At 52.3% G+C, this 16,187-nt stretch carries 25 protein-coding genes, 2 pseudogenes and 1 riboswitch; of the genes and pseudogenes, 18 read left to right on the plus strand and 9 right to left on the minus strand.

The window, feature by feature from the left end; genetic code table 11:
* Positions 1–148: 148 nt before the first annotated feature.
* Positions 149–451, minus strand: a complete 303-nt coding sequence (locus JCR24_RS05700) for a hypothetical protein (RefSeq protein ID WP_013146051.1) — start codon at positions 449–451, stop codon at positions 149–151.
* Between the two features lie 178 nt (positions 452–629).
* On the opposite strand from JCR24_RS05700, the gene JCR24_RS05705 reads away from it, so the two are divergent.
* The gene (locus tag JCR24_RS05705; protein ID WP_013146050.1) at positions 630–980 is read left to right on the plus strand and encodes a DUF1360 domain-containing protein; all 351 of its coding nucleotides are present in this window, start codon (positions 630–632) and stop codon (positions 978–980) included.
* A gap of 321 nt (positions 981–1,301) precedes the next feature.
* On the opposite strand, the gene JCR24_RS05710 is transcribed toward JCR24_RS05705, so the two are convergent.
* Entirely contained in the window at positions 1,302–2,066 is a 765-nt protein-coding gene (locus JCR24_RS05710) for a hypothetical protein (RefSeq protein WP_060788640.1), read from the minus strand.
* Between the two features lie 101 nt (positions 2,067–2,167).
* Positions 2,168–2,887 (minus strand): BMQ_0737 family morphogenetic spore coat protein, encoded by a 720-nt coding sequence (locus tag JCR24_RS05715; protein WP_238980250.1) that lies wholly within the window; start codon positions 2,885–2,887, stop codon positions 2,168–2,170.
* Between the two features lie 155 nt (positions 2,888–3,042).
* On the opposite strand from JCR24_RS05715, the gene JCR24_RS05720 reads away from it, so the two are divergent.
* The 11 genes and pseudogenes from JCR24_RS05720 (at position 3,043) to JCR24_RS05770 (ending at position 8,281) form a co-directional block, all read left to right on the plus strand.
* Complete coding sequence (locus JCR24_RS05720) at positions 3,043–3,378, plus strand: spore coat protein regulator protein YlbO (RefSeq protein WP_238980251.1); 336 nt, start codon at positions 3,043–3,045, stop codon at positions 3,376–3,378.
* A 357-nt stretch (positions 3,379–3,735) separates the two neighbouring features.
* Entirely contained in the window at positions 3,736–3,966 is a 231-nt protein-coding gene (locus JCR24_RS05725; protein ID WP_238980252.1) for a hypothetical protein, read from the plus strand.
* A gap of 27 nt (positions 3,967–3,993) precedes the next feature.
* Positions 3,994–4,196 (plus strand): annotated as a pseudogene (locus JCR24_RS05730) (holin).
* 159 nt (positions 4,197–4,355) lie between these two features.
* Complete coding sequence (locus JCR24_RS05735; RefSeq protein ID WP_011230352.1) at positions 4,356–4,562, plus strand: DUF1657 domain-containing protein; 207 nt, start codon at positions 4,356–4,358, stop codon at positions 4,560–4,562.
* A 97-nt stretch (positions 4,563–4,659) separates the two neighbouring features.
* On the plus strand, positions 4,660–5,136 hold the full coding sequence (locus JCR24_RS05740; protein WP_238980253.1) for a YhcN/YlaJ family sporulation lipoprotein: 477 nt from the start codon (positions 4,660–4,662) through the stop codon (positions 5,134–5,136).
* A gap of 11 nt (positions 5,137–5,147) precedes the next feature.
* The gene (gene spoVAC, locus JCR24_RS05745; RefSeq protein ID WP_094239724.1) at positions 5,148–5,627 is read left to right on the plus strand and encodes a stage V sporulation protein AC; all 480 of its coding nucleotides are present in this window, start codon (positions 5,148–5,150) and stop codon (positions 5,625–5,627) included.
* Positions 5,627–6,640 (plus strand): stage V sporulation protein AD, encoded by a 1,014-nt coding sequence (gene spoVAD, locus JCR24_RS05750; RefSeq protein ID WP_238980254.1) that lies wholly within the window; start codon positions 5,627–5,629, stop codon positions 6,638–6,640. Before spoVAC ends, spoVAD begins: the two co-directional genes overlap by 1 nt.
* 1 nt (position 6,641) lies before the next feature.
* Complete coding sequence (spoVAE, locus tag JCR24_RS05755; protein ID WP_013146042.1) at positions 6,642–6,998, plus strand: stage V sporulation protein AE; 357 nt, start codon at positions 6,642–6,644, stop codon at positions 6,996–6,998.
* Between the two features lie 12 nt (positions 6,999–7,010).
* Entirely contained in the window at positions 7,011–7,217 is a 207-nt protein-coding gene (locus tag JCR24_RS05760) for a DUF1657 domain-containing protein (RefSeq protein WP_011230357.1), read from the plus strand.
* A 12-nt stretch (positions 7,218–7,229) separates the two neighbouring features.
* Positions 7,230–8,090, plus strand: coding sequence for a DUF421 domain-containing protein (locus JCR24_RS05765; protein WP_013523193.1), 861 nt, complete (start codon positions 7,230–7,232; stop codon positions 8,088–8,090).
* A 20-nt stretch (positions 8,091–8,110) separates the two neighbouring features.
* Positions 8,111–8,281, plus strand: coding sequence for a hypothetical protein (locus tag JCR24_RS05770; RefSeq protein ID WP_238980255.1), 171 nt, complete (start codon positions 8,111–8,113; stop codon positions 8,279–8,281).
* A gap of 140 nt (positions 8,282–8,421) precedes the next feature.
* On the opposite strand, the pseudogene JCR24_RS05775 reads toward JCR24_RS05770, so the two are convergent.
* Positions 8,422–8,757, minus strand: a pseudogene (locus JCR24_RS05775) (thioredoxin family protein); the annotation flags it as partial.
* Positions 8,758–8,870: 113 nt separating this feature from the next.
* On the opposite strand from JCR24_RS05775, the gene JCR24_RS05780 reads away from it, so the two are divergent.
* The 3 genes from JCR24_RS05780 to spoVIF all read left to right on the plus strand — a co-directional run bounded on the left by JCR24_RS05780 (position 8,871) and on the right by spoVIF (position 9,696).
* Positions 8,871–9,107 (plus strand): hypothetical protein, encoded by a 237-nt coding sequence (locus JCR24_RS05780; RefSeq protein ID WP_015374185.1) that lies wholly within the window; start codon positions 8,871–8,873, stop codon positions 9,105–9,107.
* Positions 9,108–9,183: 76 nt separating this feature from the next.
* A complete protein-coding gene (locus tag JCR24_RS05785) occupies positions 9,184–9,312 on the plus strand; it encodes a YjcZ family sporulation protein (RefSeq protein ID WP_013146038.1) in 129 nt (42 codons plus the stop codon).
* 126 nt (positions 9,313–9,438) lie between these two features.
* Entirely contained in the window at positions 9,439–9,696 is a 258-nt protein-coding gene (gene spoVIF / locus JCR24_RS05790; RefSeq protein WP_011230363.1) for a sporulation-specific transcription regulator SpoVIF, read from the plus strand.
* Between the two features lie 123 nt (positions 9,697–9,819).
* Here the strand turns inward: spoVIF and JCR24_RS05795 are convergent, their stop codons facing one another.
* From JCR24_RS05795 to JCR24_RS05805, 3 genes are all read right to left on the minus strand, one after another.
* The gene (locus JCR24_RS05795) at positions 9,820–10,254 is read right to left on the minus strand and encodes a GNAT family N-acetyltransferase (RefSeq protein ID WP_013146036.1); all 435 of its coding nucleotides are present in this window, start codon (positions 10,252–10,254) and stop codon (positions 9,820–9,822) included.
* A gap of 1 nt (position 10,255) precedes the next feature.
* Positions 10,256–10,777 (minus strand): YjcG family protein, encoded by a 522-nt coding sequence (locus tag JCR24_RS05800; protein ID WP_011230365.1) that lies wholly within the window; start codon positions 10,775–10,777, stop codon positions 10,256–10,258.
* Positions 10,778–10,875: 98 nt separating this feature from the next.
* A complete protein-coding gene (locus JCR24_RS05805) occupies positions 10,876–11,604 on the minus strand; it encodes an alpha/beta hydrolase (RefSeq protein ID WP_011230366.1) in 729 nt (242 codons plus the stop codon).
* Between the two features lie 186 nt (positions 11,605–11,790).
* Positions 11,791–11,901, plus strand: a riboswitch (SAM riboswitch).
* A 201-nt stretch (positions 11,902–12,102) separates the two neighbouring features.
* On the opposite strand from JCR24_RS05805, the gene JCR24_RS05810 reads away from it, so the two are divergent.
* Together JCR24_RS05810 and metC are read left to right on the plus strand one after the other, a co-directional pair.
* On the plus strand, positions 12,103–13,206 hold the full coding sequence (locus JCR24_RS05810; RefSeq protein ID WP_238980257.1) for a methionine biosynthesis PLP-dependent protein: 1,104 nt from the start codon (positions 12,103–12,105) through the stop codon (positions 13,204–13,206).
* Positions 13,207–13,209: 3 nt separating this feature from the next.
* A complete protein-coding gene (gene metC, locus JCR24_RS05815; protein ID WP_238980258.1) occupies positions 13,210–14,391 on the plus strand; it encodes a cystathionine beta-lyase in 1,182 nt (393 codons plus the stop codon).
* A 49-nt stretch (positions 14,392–14,440) separates the two neighbouring features.
* On the opposite strand, the gene JCR24_RS05820 is transcribed toward metC, so the two are convergent.
* Both JCR24_RS05820 and JCR24_RS05825 read right to left on the minus strand, forming a co-directional pair.
* Positions 14,441–14,650 carry an LSm family protein gene (locus JCR24_RS05820; protein WP_011230369.1) on the minus strand — a complete coding sequence of 70 codons (210 nt, stop codon included), beginning with the start codon at positions 14,648–14,650 and terminating at the stop codon, positions 14,441–14,443.
* 148 nt (positions 14,651–14,798) lie between these two features.
* A complete protein-coding gene (locus JCR24_RS05825; RefSeq protein WP_011230370.1) occupies positions 14,799–15,242 on the minus strand; it encodes a hypothetical protein in 444 nt (147 codons plus the stop codon).
* Positions 15,243–15,490: 248 nt separating this feature from the next.
* Here JCR24_RS05825 and JCR24_RS05830 point away from each other — a divergent pair, with 248 nt between their 5' ends.
* Positions 15,491–16,186, plus strand: coding sequence for a glycosyltransferase family 2 protein (locus tag JCR24_RS05830; protein ID WP_021321892.1), 696 nt, complete (start codon positions 15,491–15,493; stop codon positions 16,184–16,186).
* Position 16,187 lies beyond the last annotated feature (1 nt).

The following is a 16,187-nucleotide window of genomic DNA, read 5'->3' on the forward strand; positions in this document are numbered from 1 at the left end:
TAGCATCCATTGTCGATTAGTAAAAGTGTATGTAATACGAGAAGAGAATGTATGGACAAGCGCACTAGTCAATGAGAAAACGGCGCCGCCAAAAAAATAAGCGCCGACCGCGCTGGTTGGCGTCAGCCGGCTGTGCTTTCTTTCTTGGTTATTCTTCCTCGTCATCCGAATCAGCGGATGAAGCCGGCCGCATGGAAACAGGGAGATCGATTGCGGTGATTGTGGTTGCATCGATCGCAAGGGAGCGCCCCCCGTCTTTATAAAAGCGGTCAACCAACAGTGAGACGTTGTTCGTCCGCGGCTCGAAGCCGAGAAAAAGCGCATTGTAATGCGTCTCGTTGGTGGTGTGCACGTTAACCTCAGTGTTGAGTGGAAGCGCGGCCAGCTGTTCGTAAAGAGCACGGGGAAGGCGGGGTCGGGTTGGGCGTCGGTTGAAAAAGACATGGTACATCGCGTCGCCTCCTTTCTTGTCCCTTGTGTTAAAAACCTATACTCCATCATATGATTGGCTTAGGAGAGCGTTTGGGCAAACGTCCGCGTCAAAGAGAATTCACTGGCTGCCAAGTTGGAACGACGGAGAGGTAATCGGTTTTTTAGCGGTCATGACCGACGGAAAGGGGGAGGGGAGCATGGACGATCCATTTTCATTTGTCCTTCTTTGTTTAGCCAGCTTTCGCCTGACACGGCTGATTGTATATGATGCGATCACCGCCTGGATTCGCCGTCCATTTCACGAATGGACGGAGCAGGAACTTCCAGACGGAAGCAAACAAGCATTTCTTTCTTTCAAGGGAGGCGGGCTGCGTCGCTGGTTTGGCGAACTGCTGAGCTGCTACTGGTGCACGGGGATCTGGTGTGCGGCGTTTTGTTATACTGGCCTAATGCTTTGGCCGAATGTTTTTGAGCCGCTCATTATGCTTCTAGCGATTGCCGGCGGGGCGGCGATCATGGAGACGATCGTCAGTAAATGGCTGTCGTAAGGAGAAAGGCGGCTATTGAGATCATGACACAGCCAATGAGGGATGCCGGCGGGCGTCGTTTTGGTCAAAAAATGGACAGCGAACCGCTGATGCTGGTTGGGCAACGTTCGCTGAAGGAATGGCTGGCGGTGTGGATGGAAGTCGTCAAGCCGTCGTCAGCCGGTGATGCAAAAACAGCAGCGCAGCTTGTCGGGATGACGTTGATGGAAGGAAACGTCCAACTCCTATTGTTTGAAATAGGAAATAGCGGAGCCGGCCCAAAACGGCCGGCCCAAACAGCAGGTGCGCCGCTGGTCGGCATGAAGGCGGAAAACGAGCGGGTCACCATTGAATGGCAATATGGTTGGCGGCAGGAACGCCCTTTGGCAGTTCTGCGCAATACACGAATCCATCAACCGTCAATGAGCGGGCATTGCTGGACGGGGGAACAGTGATTTCAAACTGGGAAAAGCGCCGCTCCTCGCCTGGTTCAAGCGGGGCGTCATAAAGCGGGGCAAGCCAGTATTCCCCGCTTTGCCGCACTTTTTCCCGCCAGTTTTCTTGGGTGAACGTCCAGCTTTCCGCGCTATTGGAGATCAGCGCTTCCTGCTCGGCCCGTCCGCTGTTTGGCAAAACAATTTTCCCGCTGAGCACCGCCGTTTTTGGAGGCGAAAGGCGGAGACAGACAATCAAATGGTGAAGCGGCGCTGTTCCGTGATTGCGAATGATGAAATCGCCGATGATGGTCAGCTCCTCCTCATCAAGATGCGTCGGAATGACGACAGAGTAGTGAAACAACGACGACACGGCGGCAGCTCGTTCAAACGCTGGTGTCTGTGCTTCTTTGGAGATGTTGGATCGCGTTTCTTCGAGTGCAATTTCACACAACAGAAGTTGGCGTTCCAAGGCGGCGATTTTTTTCTTATACGTTTCAACGTTGACGGTTTCTGCTTCGCGGAACTTTTCTTTCCAATAGGCGCTGCGCATTTTTTCTTTGGCCAGCTCGGCTTCCAGCTGTTGCACTTGTTGCCGGCATGAGGCCGCTTCCGACCGGTAGTGGATGATTTGTTGCTGCAGACGGAGATGTTGGTCGTTTTTGTTTTTCATATGGTTTCCACCCCTTCCATTCTCATCTTATGTATCCATTGCGGGTGCATGCCATATAAAAAAGGCTGTTGTTGGAACAACAGCCTGAACGGTGCAGGACGCTACATGGCCGGGAATACGTCCGGGCATTGCGGCGGGAATTTGGTTGTCGGGCAAAGCACGGCTTCGGCCAATTCTTCGCGCGGTTGGCAGAAACGAGCTTCGACTTCGATTTTGACATCAGCTTCCACTTGGACTTCAAGGCATAAGGTGATGGAAACATCAAGTTGTGCAAAGTTGTCTGTGCAGACTAGGCTCGTGTCGCATTCGAAGAACGAAATATGGCAGTTGAGCTGCGTGCCTTCCGGGGCGCACAAGATGAACGTTTGTGCTGTAGCGAACGGAATTGGCTTCGATTGGCAAATGACCGTGCCGGCTGGGCTGACAATTTGCACGACGACATGCCCTTTGATGAGCGCTTTGACTTTTTGCAACGTCACCGTTTCCCCAGAAGGAAGGGTGACGTTTACGGACTGCCGGCCGTTTGGCTGCGTAATTTCCTGGCAAATCAAGGCGTCCTGGTCAACGACTGAGTCGATCGGATTGCCTTCAGCATCTGTCAGGAAGCAACGGATTGTCAAGTGTTGCGGGTTTGTATGTTGCGCTCCCAAAAAATCGCAAATCGTTCCTTCCCGATGGCAGTGATTCATCGGGAAAATCGCTTCCAAATCCTCGCCGCTGAAGCTTCGCAATGGCACATCGACTTGGCGCGTCACCCAGTCGTAAATTTTGCGCGTTCTGATGCATACTCTTTCTGTATCGCGACGGTGATGATGACCCATTTTTCTTCGTTCCTCCTATCGTTCAGTTGTTCCCCAACGCCTGGTGGTTTGGGACTACTGTATACTATGGAACGGCTTAGGTAAATGTGTTGGGACAGATGCGGATTTTTTGCTGGTGGGTGCAGACAACGATGAATCAAAGGGGGAGATGTCGAATGATGAAAGACAAACACGGGGCGATGAATGAAGAGAGAAGGGGGACAGGTGAACAGCGGCTTGCTGAGCGAATGGCGGAACTGGAGCGCCGGCTGAAAGAGGTGGAAGCCGAAAACATTGTGTTAAAGGAACTGGCTTACCAAAGCGCCAAGCGCTACGAGCAGCTCAAACAGCTGGCGAAGGAAAATGACGAGCTTCGCCGCCAGCTGCTGCAATCGCCATGGAGCGAAAAAACGGGCAAGACGGATGAGGACGAACGGCCGGACAGCTGGTTTTTCCGCACACTGAGGCAAGAAAATGCCATCATGCCACACCCGGAGCGAAACGAAAAATGAGAGGCACCCTTGGCTCGCCAAGCCATACAATAGCAGTAGCCGCTCGCTTTTCCTCTCGCCGTTGAACTTTGTTTTATATTGCTCTGACTGGAGAAGAGTTTGCAAATAGTTGATCGGCGAGGGCTACACTTTTTCGGGATGGAGGGATGAGGAATGAAGAAGCCAACTCCGTCGAAACCGGTGACAAGGGTGCTTTCTTCGACAACGCAGCCTGTGCGGCGTCCGAGCGGATGCGGATGCGGTCGGCCAGCCGTCATCAAGAAGAAATAACGGAAATCCGTGAGAGATGCCTATACTTCGCTTCGCCTCCTTGCATAGTCTAACAGTGCAACTAGGCGAAAGGAAGGGGGGAAGGGCATGTCGGATCGGAAAAAAGCGAAAGTGATTCATGTCGATAAATTGATCATTCATGCCGATGACATCGTCATTATGCCGCGCGGCCGCATCCGCGATCCATGGTTGTTCCCGCACCGCGATGATACGGAAATGGAAGCCGTTGAAGATGCGCGGGACCGGGATAAGGAAGAACATGGTGAAGGAGGCTATGATCGAAACGAAGGAGAACGGAGACCGTTCTCGTGGATCTAGCCATAAAGCAAATGGGGGACGCAAACGGTGGAGCGTTTTAAAAATTACGGGCTTTGGCTGGCAATCGGATCGTTTGCCGTGATTGCGCTTGAGACATTCGGCGTCGACATTGATCTTGGCAAATATGAACAACTGTACCATGCCTTCTTAAGCATTTTGGTGATAGCCGGTATTTTAAACAACCGTCGCTCGGCCGCGGTTATTCCGATAAAGTTGATGACAAGTCGTAAACCGCATGGGCGCCTGCAGAAGGCGCCCTTTTCGTGCCCGGAAAGGCTGGAAAGGCGGCAGAACGTTTTGCAGAAAATGACAATTATAATTTGGCGGCGAAAAAACCATTCTAAACATTGTCACCACCAATCTTACACCATATAAGGAGGACATGAATCATGACGGTTGCAACACAAGTGAAACAAACATTGGCGGGGTTAAAATCGGCTCAAGCGAGCTTCGAAACGTTTGCTTTGCAAACCGAAAACCAAGCCGCGAAACAGCTTTACCAACAAGCTGCCCAACAAACGCAGGCGGTCATTGATTTGGTGAACTCGCGCATGCAAGAAATTCAAAACGAAGAGCCACAATATAAACAACAATAACCTTCGCTGAAGCGAATGGGATGATTCAGGCGGAAAGGTTGGCACAGCACGCCAACCTTTCCCGACTTGGCGGAAATACATAAAAACGAATGGGTTGATGAAGATGAAAAAATGGTGGTTGGCGGCCGTCGTTGCGATGATCGCGGTCGGCGGCTGCGCCAAAGAAGAAACGGAACAAAAACAATCGCTGCAAGGGGCAAACCTGCTGAGAACCCAAACGTCCGGGACGGCGAAACATGCGGAGCTGAACCAAGGTCCGGCCGAGCGGGCGGCCAGCTATTTGCGCGGGCGCGACGATGTTCGGGACGTGGTGGCGGTCAACAGCGGGGATCGGTTGCTCATTGCTTATCAAATTCCCCATATGAAGCGGTGGAGTCGAAAACAAATCGAGAAAGATATTGATCAAAAACTGCGTGGCATGTTTCCCGGCTACCATGTCGTTTCCTCGAGCGATTTGAAAATTTTTTGGAAGACGAAGGAATTAAAAGCCAACATGGACAATCGACGCTGGGATGAACGAAAAGTCAATCGGGAAATCAGGCGTATTGAGAAGCTAAGCAAAGAGCAAACATAAGAGGTGTCATTATGGCGAATGAAAAACGGAAAAAGCTGACCCCGGTTCAGCAGGAATATCATTTATTCGAAAAAGAGCGGGAAACGAAGCGCCCTATCGTTCGCAACTGTGTTTGCGCGTTTCTCGTTGGCGGAATCATTTGCACGATCGGGCAGGCGATCTCTTATTTCTATATGTACTTCTTTGATTTCACCGAGCAAACGGCAGGCAATCCGACGGTGGCGACGATGGTCTTTTTGTCGATGATTTTAACTGGGTTTGGCGTTTATGACCGGATCGCCCAATTCGCTGGGGCGGGGAGCGCTGTGCCGGTGACGGGATTTGGCAACGCCGTCATTTCCGCTGCTATTGAGCATCGGACAGAAGGGTTTGTGCTCGGCGTCGGGTCGAACATGTTTAAACTGGCCGGCTCGGTCATTTTGTTCGGCACGTTTGCCGCGTTTGTCATCGCCCTTGTCAAAACGATTGCGACCCAGTGGGGGGGATTGTAATGCTCAAAGGGCACCGAACATGGGTGTTTGCGAACAAGCCGGCAATCATCGCAACAGCGGCGGTCGGCGGGCCGTTTGAGGCGAACGGCCGCCTCGCGGAAGACTTTGATCTTCTTCACGAAGATTTATGGCTCGGAGAGGAGTCGTACGAGAAGGCGCACCGCGTGCTCATGGAAGAAGCAGCGTTTCAGGCGATGGAAAAAGCCGGCCTAGAGAAAGAAAAAGTGCAATTTCTCATCGCCGGCGATTTGATCAACCAGATGACGCCGACAAGTTTTGCCGCCCGAACGCTCGGCATGCCGTACCTTGGCATTTTTGGCGCCTGCTCAACCTCCATGGAAGGGCTTGCGCTCAGCGCTTTTATTGCCAACTATGGTGGGGCAGACTATATCTTAACCGGTGCGTCAAGCCATAACACCGCTGTCGAAAAGCAGTTCCGCTATCCAACCGAATACGGCGGGCAAAAGCCGCCGACAGCGCAGTGGACGGTAACGGGAGCTGGCGTGGCGATCGTCAGCCCGAAAGGGGACGGGCCGCGCGTGACGGCAGCGACGATCGGCCGCGTTGTGGATATGGGGCTTGCCGACCCGTTCAACATGGGTGGAGCGATGGCGCCGGCGGCGGTCGATACGATTGAGGCGCATTTGCGCGACATGCAAATCGATGCATCGTATTACGATTTGATCGTCACCGGCGATCTAGGGCGAATCGGACGCCAAGTCTCCCTTGACTTGTTGCGTCAGCACGGCATTGACATCGATGAAGAGCGCTACCAAGATTGCGGGTTGCTCATTTACCGCGATGGGCAGCCGGTTTTGTCCGGCGCAAGTGGGGCGGCTTGTTCCGCTGTCGTCGTTTACGGGCATCTCATCAAACGGATGCGCCGCGGCGAACTGAAGCGCATTTTGGTGGTGGCGACAGGGGCGCTGTTGTCGCCATTGTCGTTTCAGCAAAACGAAACGATCCCGTGCATCGCCCACGCGGTGGCGATCGAGTATGGAGGTGAGGCGTAGCGTGTTGGCTATGTTTTTTTGGGCGTTTGTCGTCGGCGGGCTGATTTGCGTGATCGGGCAAATTTTGATGGATGTGTTTAAACTGACACCTGCGCATACGTTGACGATTCTCGTCGTCGTCGGGGCGATTTTGGATGGATTCGGTTTGTATGAGCCGCTCATTGATTTTGCCGGCGCCGGGGCGACGATTCCGATTACGAGCTTTGGAAACGCGCTCGTTCACGGCGCGATGCAAGAGGCGGAAAAACACGGCATTATCGGCGTATTGACCGGCATGTTTGAAGTGACGAGCGCCGGCATCTCCGCGGCGATCGTCTTTGGGTTTATCGGGGCGCTCTTGTTCCGCCCGAAAGGATAGGAGGGATCTTCCATGACCGTTGCTTCGCAGGTGAAACAAACGTTGGCGAGCTTAAAAGGCATTCACGCTGGGCTGCAACAGCTGGCGCTCACTTCCCAGGATGAAACGGCGCAGCGGACGTTTCATGAAGCGATGCTTGCGACAGAGGAGATCATCGCGGACATCAAAGACCGGATCGGCCGGCTCGAGTTCGAAGAGCCGCAATACCACGGAAAGTAAGGAGCATGATCGATGCCTATATGGTTAGAAACCGCCATTCGTTCGATTTGCATTTTAATCGGGTTGTTTGTGATCACCCGCATTCTCGGCAAAAAGCAATTATCAAAATTGTCGTTTTTTGAATACATCGTCGGCATTACCGTCGGCGATATCGCTGGAACGATGTCGGTCGACTTAGGAATTTCGTTGCAAGAAGGCATCACCAGCATTTTGATTTGGTCGCTGTTTCCAGTGGCTGTCGCTCGTCTCTCGCTGCGCAACAAGAAATTTCGCGATTTTGTCGAGGGCAATTCCACGGTTTTTATTAAAAACGGCAAAATTTTAGAGGAAAATTTGAAACGGGAGAAATATACGGTTGACGAGCTGCTCGAACAGCTGCGCAAAAAAGATGTGTTCCGCGTCGCCGACGTCGAGTTTGCGGTGCTTGAGCCAAACGGCGACTTGAACGTGTTGCTGAAGCGGGAAAAGCAGCCGCTCACCGTTGGAGATGTGTTCCCAAACCCGCCGCGGGAAAAAGAGCCGCAAACGGTCATTATGGACGGCATGATTTTGGATGAGCCGCTCGCTACGATGGGGCTTGGCCGCGGCTGGCTGAAGGAACAGCTTGACAAACAAGGAGTGGCGATTGAAAATGTGTTTCTCGCCCAAGTCGATTCATACGGACAGCTGACGATCGATTTGTACGATGATAAGATCCAAATTGCCGAGCCACAGGAGAAAAAGCTGCTCTTGGCCGCGATGAAAAAAGTGCAGGCTGATCTGGAGCTGTATGCGTTGCAGACGAATTCCGAAGAGGCGAAGGCGCTGTATGAACGAAACGCCGCAAAAATGGCAGAGCTTGTGCAAAAAGTCGAACCGCTCTTGCGAAACTGATGACACAGGAGGAAAAGACGATGGAAGACAAACGGACAAAAACGACGGATGAGGAAATTCAAATCCAATTGAAAACGAACGACCGCTCCGAGCGGACGCGGACGACCGATGAGGAAATTTCGATTGAATTGATGGTTGACAGCCCGCAGCTGACGCGCCAGCCGAAAGACTACGACGAAATCGAATATTGACGGCTTCCGTTTCCACAATCGGCGATCCATAAGGAGCTGTCTGTTCATTCGCATTGGCTGTCCGGGAAGGAAAGCTTCCTTCTCGGACAGCCTCTTTTTGTTGCCCTTCTTCTCTGGCGACGCAAGGGCGCCGCCCCGCCTTACTCCGGCAGAGACTGCAAAAAGGCGCGCACCTCTTCCGGCGTTTTGGCGTCAGCGCTGTGCAGATGAGCTATTTTTTTTCCGTTGCGGAAGACCAGCAGGCTCGGGATGCCAAGCACCTGGTATTTCTCGCCAAGTTCCGGAAACTGGTCACGGTCGATTTCAAACCAATCATATTGTCCATAGTCGCGAACGATGTCATCGATGAACATATTGAGGCGCACGCAGTCCGGACACCAAGTTGTGTAAAACTTCATAATCGCTGGCTTATCGCCGGAAATGGCCGCCTCGAATTGCTCAACTGTTTCAATTTGTCTCACATTCGTTCCCTCCCTTTCATGTTGCCGTTCATCTTTACTTTACCATATGGCAAGGCAAAAAAAGAACGGGGACGCCTTCACCTCGGGCAGTCGTTTTTGCATACAACAGTAAGAAAGGAGGGGAAAGTGTGAGCAAAGAGTTGGAAAAAGCGCTCGAAAATTGGGTTGCGTCGCGCAAAGAAGGGCATGAAACGTTCATCCGCCTGTTTGAACAATGGGGAAAGGACTTTAACAAACAGCTGCAAGAAATCGAAAAATTGAACAATGGATTTTTAAAAAGTGTGCAAGGCAACTTGGACTACATCGAGCAATGGTTTGCGAAGAAGGAGCGGGAATTTGCCGAGCTGTTCCGCCGATTTGGATGACAAAATGGCCTTTGCGCCCATACGCCCCGCTAAGCCGGTGAATACGATACAGTAAACGGAGAAGGAGGTGCACATTATGATGGGCTTCTGCGGTTATGGTTATCCTTACGGCTACGGCTATGGCGGTGGCTATGGCGGTGGCTTTGTGCTGATTGTCGTGTTGTTCATTTTGTTGATTATTGTCGGCGCGGCATTTGTCGCCTAACGGAAAAAGCGAATGGGATACGGGCCGTTTCGGCGCCACGGAGCGGCTCGTATTTTTCTTTCCCTAATTTGATGCACGCCGAGGCGGGAGCATCATACGATATAGCAGGGAGAAGGAGGCGGAACGATGGATCAGCAATTTTTTAAAAACATCGAAAAGAAAACAGGTGTCAATATGAAAGACGTTTTTGAGCTCGCCAACTCGCTGCAAAACGCCAATTTCAGCGACGAAAAAACGGTGCGCCAAGTCGTGAAACGGGTGGCGCAAATCGCTAATCGAAAAGTGCCAAAGGAGCTCGAAGACCAAATCGTCAAGGCCATCGTCCATAACGGCAAGCAAATTGATTTCAATACGATTGCCAATATGCTGAACAACAAAAAATAAGCGAAAGGGAGCTTGCGTGTGCACAGCTCCCTTTTTTGCCCTCTCTGCCTAAGCAAAAGAAAAGGTTTCTACAGATCCCCTAGCACTTGATGCCATGTAGGCGAAGGACGCTCAATCAGCTGGTTATTCGAGCGATTTCACCATTGTCACATGTGGGATGCCAGCGTCCATAAAGACACCGGAGACGGTCGTGTAGCCGAGCTTTTTGTAAAACGGTTCCGCGTGCGTCTGGGCGTTCAGTTTCGCCGTTTTCGCCCCTTTTGTTTTCGCCAGCTGTTCGATCGCTTCCATCACCATCCGTCCGGCGCCGCGGCCGCGGTAGGACGGCAGGACGCAAATGCGCTCGATTTTGCCGACGCCTTCGTCAATGAAACGGAGTCGCCCAGCACCGACCGGTGTTTGGCCATCATACAGGACGAGGTGGAACGAGTCGTCCTCGAATGCGTCGATTTCCTCGTCTTCCGGCACGTTTTGCTCCTCAATGAATACGAGCCGGCGGACGCGCAAGGCGTCTTCGTACAAAGCGCGATCTTGCGTTGTGCCAATCGCAATGTTCATCTCAGACCGTTTCCTTTCCTCCGACGATAAACGTTTCATAGACGGTCCACGAGCCGTTTTCCAGCTGATAGAGAAGATGGAAGCGGTCGACGGTCTCCTCGAAGTGCACATCTTGCAGCTTCAGCTGGCTGTAGACGTCCGCATATTCTGCGCCCGGCAAATCGCGGCCGATCGTAATGTGAGGCACGAACACAAACTCCGGCTTTCCGGCGAACAAGCCGCTGTGCAGTTGTTCATGAAGGCGCTCGAGCACGTCGTTTGGTTCCACCTTCAAATAAATGATGTTGCTTGTCGGGTAAAACGAGCTGAATTTCGTCACTTTGATCGGAATGGGAGGTGTTTCCGCCGCAATGCGGCGCAACTCTTTCGCCATTTTTTTTATTTGCTCCTCATCCGCTTCAAATGGGTATTTCAGCGTAATATGCGGCGGGATGAGGGCGTAATGGCTGTCGTACCGTTTCCGGTACGAGTTGGCGAAGTCCTGAATCCGTTTTGGCGGAAAGATCACAATGCCGTACTTCATTTTGTTTTCCCTCCTTGAACCAGTTCTTTTTCCATGCACAGGAAACGCACGGAATGGATGCGGCGGCTTCGACATCTTTGAAGTTGCTCCGTTTTGTCCTATAATGATAAAACAGCGGCTACGGCCCGGGGTACATCCGGCTGCCAATACGTCCACGCATGGCCGCCTTCGAACTCATGGTACGTATAAGCAAACCGTTTTTCCATAAACAAGTCCCGCGCCATTCGATTCGGGGTGATAAAATCGCGCACATGGCCATCCGTCGTTTTCACCGCTGTTTCCTCTGTGCCAACAGAATGGTAAAGCGAAAGGAGCGATGGATCGCGGAATGAGCGGATGCGCGCCAATACCGAGTCATCGATATAGGGGGACTGCATGGCGATTTTCCCAAATGTATGCGGATACAACAACCCGGCTAGAAGCGACACCGTTCCGCCGAGCGAATCGCCGATCAGCGCCCGGCCTTTGCCCATTTGGTATGTCGGCAGTTCGCGGTCCAAAAACGGGACGAGCTCATGGGCTAAAAAACGAAGGTATGCTTCGTGCTTTCGTCCTTCCGGGTGGTATTTCTCGTAGCGGTCGTTGACGTTCCGATACGGGATGCCGACGACGATCGTCCGGTCGATTGTTCCTTCTTCCATCAGCGTTTCGATGACGGTTTTCATTTTTCCATACATAAAATAATCTTTGCCGTCTTGCGCGATTAATAAAGAATATTTGTAAAGCGGCGAAAAATTGCTTGGCAAGTAGATGAGCAGTTCGATTTCTTCTTGCAGCTCTCCGCTGTACAACTTGCAGTCGCGCATCGTTCCTGTTGCTGTCGCCATGACCATCCTCCATGAAAGCGTAAGTTCATCTGTTATTGTAACATATTTGCGCCCAAAGATGTTAATGAAGGGCTCGAATTTTTCGCGAATTTGCCGAATCGCACCGCTGACAAAAAAATGGCTTGCAAAAACGTGGGGAATGCGTTACATTTTTATTAAATTTAAAAAAATTGAATACGCGTCCCATTCTTATCAAGAGAAGCGGAGGGAACTGGCCCAATGAAGCTTCAGCAACCAGCCGCCCGACGGCCAGGTGCTAAATCCAGCGAATTGAGCATTCAATTCGGCAGATAAGAAGAAGCATGACCCCATGTGTATGGAAAAGTCTTCTTCTTAGAAGACTTTTTTTATTTATTCAAGCGGCCGCTTCCATCAACCGCGAGGCGGTTTCGGACGAAGGCGCTTGGCCGCTGCCCAACGGACAGTGGTGCTTCGTTGGGCATTAAGTGGTCGGCCGTTGATCCATGATGGAATTTTCAGCAGAAGGAGAGAGATGAGATGGAGAAACTGGAGACGTTGTTAGCGCAAATTGGCAACCGGAGCGAAACGGTGACGGGGACGGTCAACCCGCCGGTTTATTTTTCCACCGCCTACCGCCATGCCGGCATCGGAGAGTCGACTGGGTTTGACTACATCCGCACCGGCAACCCGACGCGCAAAATCGTCGAAGAAGCAATCGCGAGACTGGAAGGCGGCGACCAAGGCTATGCGTTCAGCTCCGGCATGGCCGCCATTCAGACGGTGCTCGCCTTGTTTGAGAGCGGAGATGAGTTTCTCGTATCGGCCGACCTTTACGGCGGCACGTACCGCCTGTTTGAGCGCGGCTGGCGCAAGTACGGTCTTGGGTTTCATTACGTTGACTTTGCTGACCTCGATGCAGTGGAAGAAACCATAACGGAAAAAACGAAAGCCATCTTTTTGGAAACGCCGACGAACCCATTGATGCAGGAGGCGGATATTTCGGCGGTCGCCAAGCTCGCCAAACGGCATGGGCTGCTGCTGATCGTCGATAACACGTTTTACACGCCGGTGCTCCAACGCCCAATCGAACAAGGAGCGGATATTGTCATCCACAGCGCGACGAAATATTTAGGCGGCCATAACGATGTGCTGGCCGGCCTTGTCGTCGCCAAGGGCGAGGAGCTCTGTCAACGCCTGGCCGAGTATCAGAACGCCATCGGCGCGGTTTTGTCGCCGTTTGATTCGTGGCTGTTGATTCGCGGGATGAAAACGCTGGCGCTAAGGATGCGCCAGCATGAAGAAAACGCCAAGCGCATCAGCGCCTTTTTGCGCGAACATGAAGATGTTACAGACGTCTTATATCCAGGAAGAGGCGGGATGCTGTCGTTCCGGATTGCCGATGAAAAGTGGGTGAACGGGTTTTTAAAAAGCTTGAGCCTCATTACGTTCGCGGAAAGCCTGGGCGGAGTCGAAAGCTTTATTACGTACCCAGCGACGCAGACGCATGCGGACATTCCTGAGGAAATCCGCATCCAAAACGGTATTTGCAACCGGCTGCTCCGTTTCTCGGTCGGCATTGAGCACGCTGACGATTTGATCGCCGACTTGGCGCAGGCATTGAAAAACATGAAAGAGGTGTAAGCGATGGAACAGGAATGGTCGTTTTCGACGAAACTGCTCCATAACGAATGGAAAGTCGACCGCGCAACCGGGGCGGTGAGCGTGCCGATCCAGCACGCCTCCACGTTCCATCAGTTCGATTTCGATTCATTCGGCAAATACGACTACAGCCGCTCCGGCAACCCGACGCGCGAGGCGCTTGAGGAAACGATCGCGGCGTTAGAAGGCGGAACGCGCGGGTTTGCGTTCGCCTCTGGCATGGCGGCTATTTCAACGGCGTTTTTGCTTCTCTCAAAAGGCGACCACGTGCTCGTGACCGAAGACGTCTACGGCGGCACGTACCGGATGATTACGGAGGTGCTCGGCCGCTTTGGCATTGAATATACGTTTGTCGATATGACCGATTTAAACGCAGTGGCGGAAAACATCCGGCCGAACACGAAAGTCATTTATATGGAAACGCCGTCCAATCCATTGTTAAAAGTGACCGATATTCAAGGCGTCGTCAAGTTGGCGAAGGCGCATGGCTGTTTGACATTCTTGGATAATACGTTCATGACGCCGGCGTTGCAGCGGCCGCTTGATCTTGGAGTCGATGTCGTCCTTCACAGCGCCACGAAATTTTTAGCCGGCCATAGCGACGTCGTCGCCGGGCTGGCGGTCGTGAAAGACGAGGAATTGGGAAAAGAATTGTACAAACTGCAAAACGCGTTTGGCGCCGTCCTTGGCGTCCAAGATGCGTGGCTTGTGCTGCGCGGATTAAAAACGCTCCACGTTCGGCTGAAGCAGTCGTCTGAATCAGCGGCCGCCATCGCCAAGTATTTGGCTTGTCATCCAAAGGTCGAAGAAGTGTATTATCCGGGGCTGGAGAATCACCCAGGCCATGACATCCAGCGCCATCAGGCGGCCGGGTTTGGCGCTGTGCTGTCGTTCCGTTTAGCCGATGAAGAAGCGGCCCGGACGTTCGTCCGCAACGTCCGCCTGCCCGTGTTCGCCGTCAGCCTTGGCGCGGTCGAGTCAATTTTATCGCACCCGGCGAAAATGTCGCATGCGGCGATGCCAAAAGAAGAGAGGCTCCGGCGCGGCATTACCGACGGCTTGTTGCGGCTGAGCGTCGGACTGGAGGATGTCAACGATTTGATCGCCGATTTTGAGCAGGCGCTGTCGTTTGTCAATGAGCATCCATCGGTCGTTCCGACGCGGTAACGACAAAGGTATGCATCGTTTCGGCGGATGCATACCTTTGTTTTTTTCGTTACACTTCCCGAACAAAGTTGACGGCTGTCAGCGGAATGAGCACCGTGCGCGTTTCCCGCTCGTATCCGCCCGCTTCCGCCCTAAGCTCGATCGTTCCGTCCTCGACATCGGTGAGTCGTCCCTCTATTAAGTTGTTGTCCGTCGCGACTTGGATCGTTTCCCCGATGAGGCGGCGGAGCTGCTCTTCGAATGTGGTCGCAAAGTCCATTGTCTCCTCCCTCCTTTCAGTCTAAAAGGCCGGTGATTTAAGGGGAAATACTGCTCTCCAACAGTGTTTCTCAAATTGAAAAACCTTGCAACACCATCACTTCATTCCTTGTGATTTCTCATAAATCGAGCGAATCCATTGTTTTTCATCAGCCTTCTAAACGGGTGATGGCTTGAATGCTGGCAAACGGAATGTAAACGAAACGCCCGAGCGCATCCTCAAGCACGGCATAATCGTTTCGGACGGCGATGACTGTGCCGCTCACCGGGCCGAAATTGACCGTAATTTCTACTCTCTCCCCAATCAAGTCCTCGAGCTCGTCGCCAATATCTTCCGCGGGTGGCGCCCCTGTGCGCAACTCGGTCAAAATGGCTTGCAACAGTTCGCGCTCGTCCTCCAAAATGTCCCGCTGTTCTTGCTCCTCATCAAGAATGCGGCGCAAAATTCGTTCGGCATCTTCCCCGTGATCGGCGATGGCTTCTAATAGAGAGACAATTTGTTCGACGGCCGAATCATCCAAATCTAGTTTTTCAAGCCATTTGCGGATCTTTTTCAGCTCTTTCACTGCTTCGCGCAAATGTTTATGTCCCAACGCCTCTTCCTCCTTCCTTTTCTTCCATTCGTTAACTACGTTATGCACCGCTCTTTCATTCGACACGGGTGCGTATCCGAGGAAGAAAGAACGATTTTTTTAGCCACGGGCATGGGGAAAACGGTTGAACTTTGTCGGGGGAATGACAGGTAAATGATAGGACAATTCTACTGTTTTCCTAAAAAATCAACGATTGCCTCTCACCGTTAAGAGAAAAAATGGATATATAGTGGATGAGGTGAATGATGATGGTGCCAGAGCGAAAAAAAGACTTCATCAGCGTCGTCATTCCGTGTTATAACGCATCCCGTTATATTGAGGACTGCCTAAATGGGCTGTTCAATCAAACATATCGCCAGTTTGAAGCGATTATTGTCGATGACGGATCGGACGATGGGAGCGAAGAAGTCGTGAAGCGGTGGATGAACGACCATTCCCCGTTCTTCCCGGTCGTCTATATCAAACTCCCGCGCAACGTCGGTTTTGCCGGGGCGCTCAATGTCGGCTACTTTTTAAGCAAAGGTGAGTACATCGCTGTCCATGACGCCGACGATATTTCCCATCCGGAGCGGTTCGAAAAACAATGGAAATTTTTGAACGAGCACCCGCACATCGCTTTAATCGGCACGAATTACGCCGCCTTTCCCGACGGACACTTCGACCGAAAGACGCCCGCCAACTGGCTCGCTTACGGGCGCGACATCCGCCGCGTCTATGCGGAAGGGAAACATTGCATTTGCCACGGCACGATCATGTTCCGCGGCGCCGTGTTTGACCAACTCGGCGGGCCGACAAGGCGGATTCGCGGCGCCGAAGATTATGAGTTTATTGTCAAATGTTTAAACGCCAAGCTGGAAGTGGAAAATTTGCCTGACATTTTGTACTACTACCGCAGCCATCCGCAACAGCGCTCGCGCCAGTTTTATAAGAAAGGAGGGAGCTGAT

The sequence above is a fragment of the Geobacillus sp. YHL genome (assembly GCF_022341265.1).
Taxonomy (GTDB): Bacteria; Bacillota; Bacilli; order Bacillales; family Anoxybacillaceae; genus Geobacillus; species Geobacillus thermoleovorans.

Excerpts from the sequence above, each read along its gene's own strand:
- JCR24_RS05805 (WP_011230366.1), bottom strand. The coding sequence starts at position 11,604 with ATGGCGACAGCAACAGGAACGATGCGCGACTGCAAGTTGTACAGCGGA.
- spoVAD (WP_238980254.1), top strand. The coding sequence starts at position 5,627 with ATGCTCAAAGGGCACCGAACATGGGTGTTTGCGAACAAGCCGGCAATC.
- JCR24_RS05700 (WP_013146051.1), bottom strand. The coding sequence starts at position 451 with ATGTACCATGTCTTTTTCAACCGACGCCCAACCCGACCCCGCCTTCCC.
- JCR24_RS05795 (WP_013146036.1), bottom strand. The coding sequence starts at position 10,254 with ATGAACATTGCGATTGGCACAACGCAAGATCGCGCTTTGTACGAAGAC.
- JCR24_RS05740 (WP_238980253.1), top strand. The coding sequence starts at position 4,660 with ATGAAGATGAAAAAATGGTGGTTGGCGGCCGTCGTTGCGATGATCGCG.
- JCR24_RS05735 (WP_011230352.1), top strand. The coding sequence starts at position 4,356 with ATGACGGTTGCAACACAAGTGAAACAAACATTGGCGGGGTTAAAATCG.
- JCR24_RS05785 (WP_013146038.1), top strand. The coding sequence starts at position 9,184 with ATGATGGGCTTCTGCGGTTATGGTTATCCTTACGGCTACGGCTATGGC.
- JCR24_RS05800 (WP_011230365.1), bottom strand. The coding sequence starts at position 10,777 with ATGAAGTACGGCATTGTGATCTTTCCGCCAAAACGGATTCAGGACTTC.
- JCR24_RS05830 (WP_021321892.1), top strand. The coding sequence starts at position 15,491 with ATGGTGCCAGAGCGAAAAAAAGACTTCATCAGCGTCGTCATTCCGTGT.
- JCR24_RS05710 (WP_060788640.1), bottom strand. The coding sequence starts at position 2,066 with ATGAAAAACAAAAACGACCAACATCTCCGTCTGCAGCAACAAATCATC.
- JCR24_RS05715 (WP_238980250.1), bottom strand. The coding sequence starts at position 2,887 with ATGGGTCATCATCACCGTCGCGATACAGAAAGAGTATGCATCAGAACG.
- JCR24_RS05725 (WP_238980252.1), top strand. The coding sequence starts at position 3,736 with ATGTCGGATCGGAAAAAAGCGAAAGTGATTCATGTCGATAAATTGATC.
- spoVIF (WP_011230363.1), top strand. The coding sequence starts at position 9,439 with ATGGATCAGCAATTTTTTAAAAACATCGAAAAGAAAACAGGTGTCAAT.
- JCR24_RS05770 (WP_238980255.1), top strand. The coding sequence starts at position 8,111 with ATGGAAGACAAACGGACAAAAACGACGGATGAGGAAATTCAAATCCAA.
- metC (WP_238980258.1), top strand. The coding sequence starts at position 13,210 with ATGGAACAGGAATGGTCGTTTTCGACGAAACTGCTCCATAACGAATGG.
- JCR24_RS05720 (WP_238980251.1), top strand. The coding sequence starts at position 3,043 with ATGATGAAAGACAAACACGGGGCGATGAATGAAGAGAGAAGGGGGACA.
- JCR24_RS05765 (WP_013523193.1), top strand. The coding sequence starts at position 7,230 with ATGCCTATATGGTTAGAAACCGCCATTCGTTCGATTTGCATTTTAATC.
- JCR24_RS05820 (WP_011230369.1), bottom strand. The coding sequence starts at position 14,650 with ATGGACTTTGCGACCACATTCGAAGAGCAGCTCCGCCGCCTCATCGGG.
- spoVAC (WP_094239724.1), top strand. The coding sequence starts at position 5,148 with ATGGCGAATGAAAAACGGAAAAAGCTGACCCCGGTTCAGCAGGAATAT.
- JCR24_RS05760 (WP_011230357.1), top strand. The coding sequence starts at position 7,011 with ATGACCGTTGCTTCGCAGGTGAAACAAACGTTGGCGAGCTTAAAAGGC.
- JCR24_RS05705 (WP_013146050.1), top strand. The coding sequence starts at position 630 with ATGGACGATCCATTTTCATTTGTCCTTCTTTGTTTAGCCAGCTTTCGC.
- JCR24_RS05810 (WP_238980257.1), top strand. The coding sequence starts at position 12,103 with ATGGAGAAACTGGAGACGTTGTTAGCGCAAATTGGCAACCGGAGCGAA.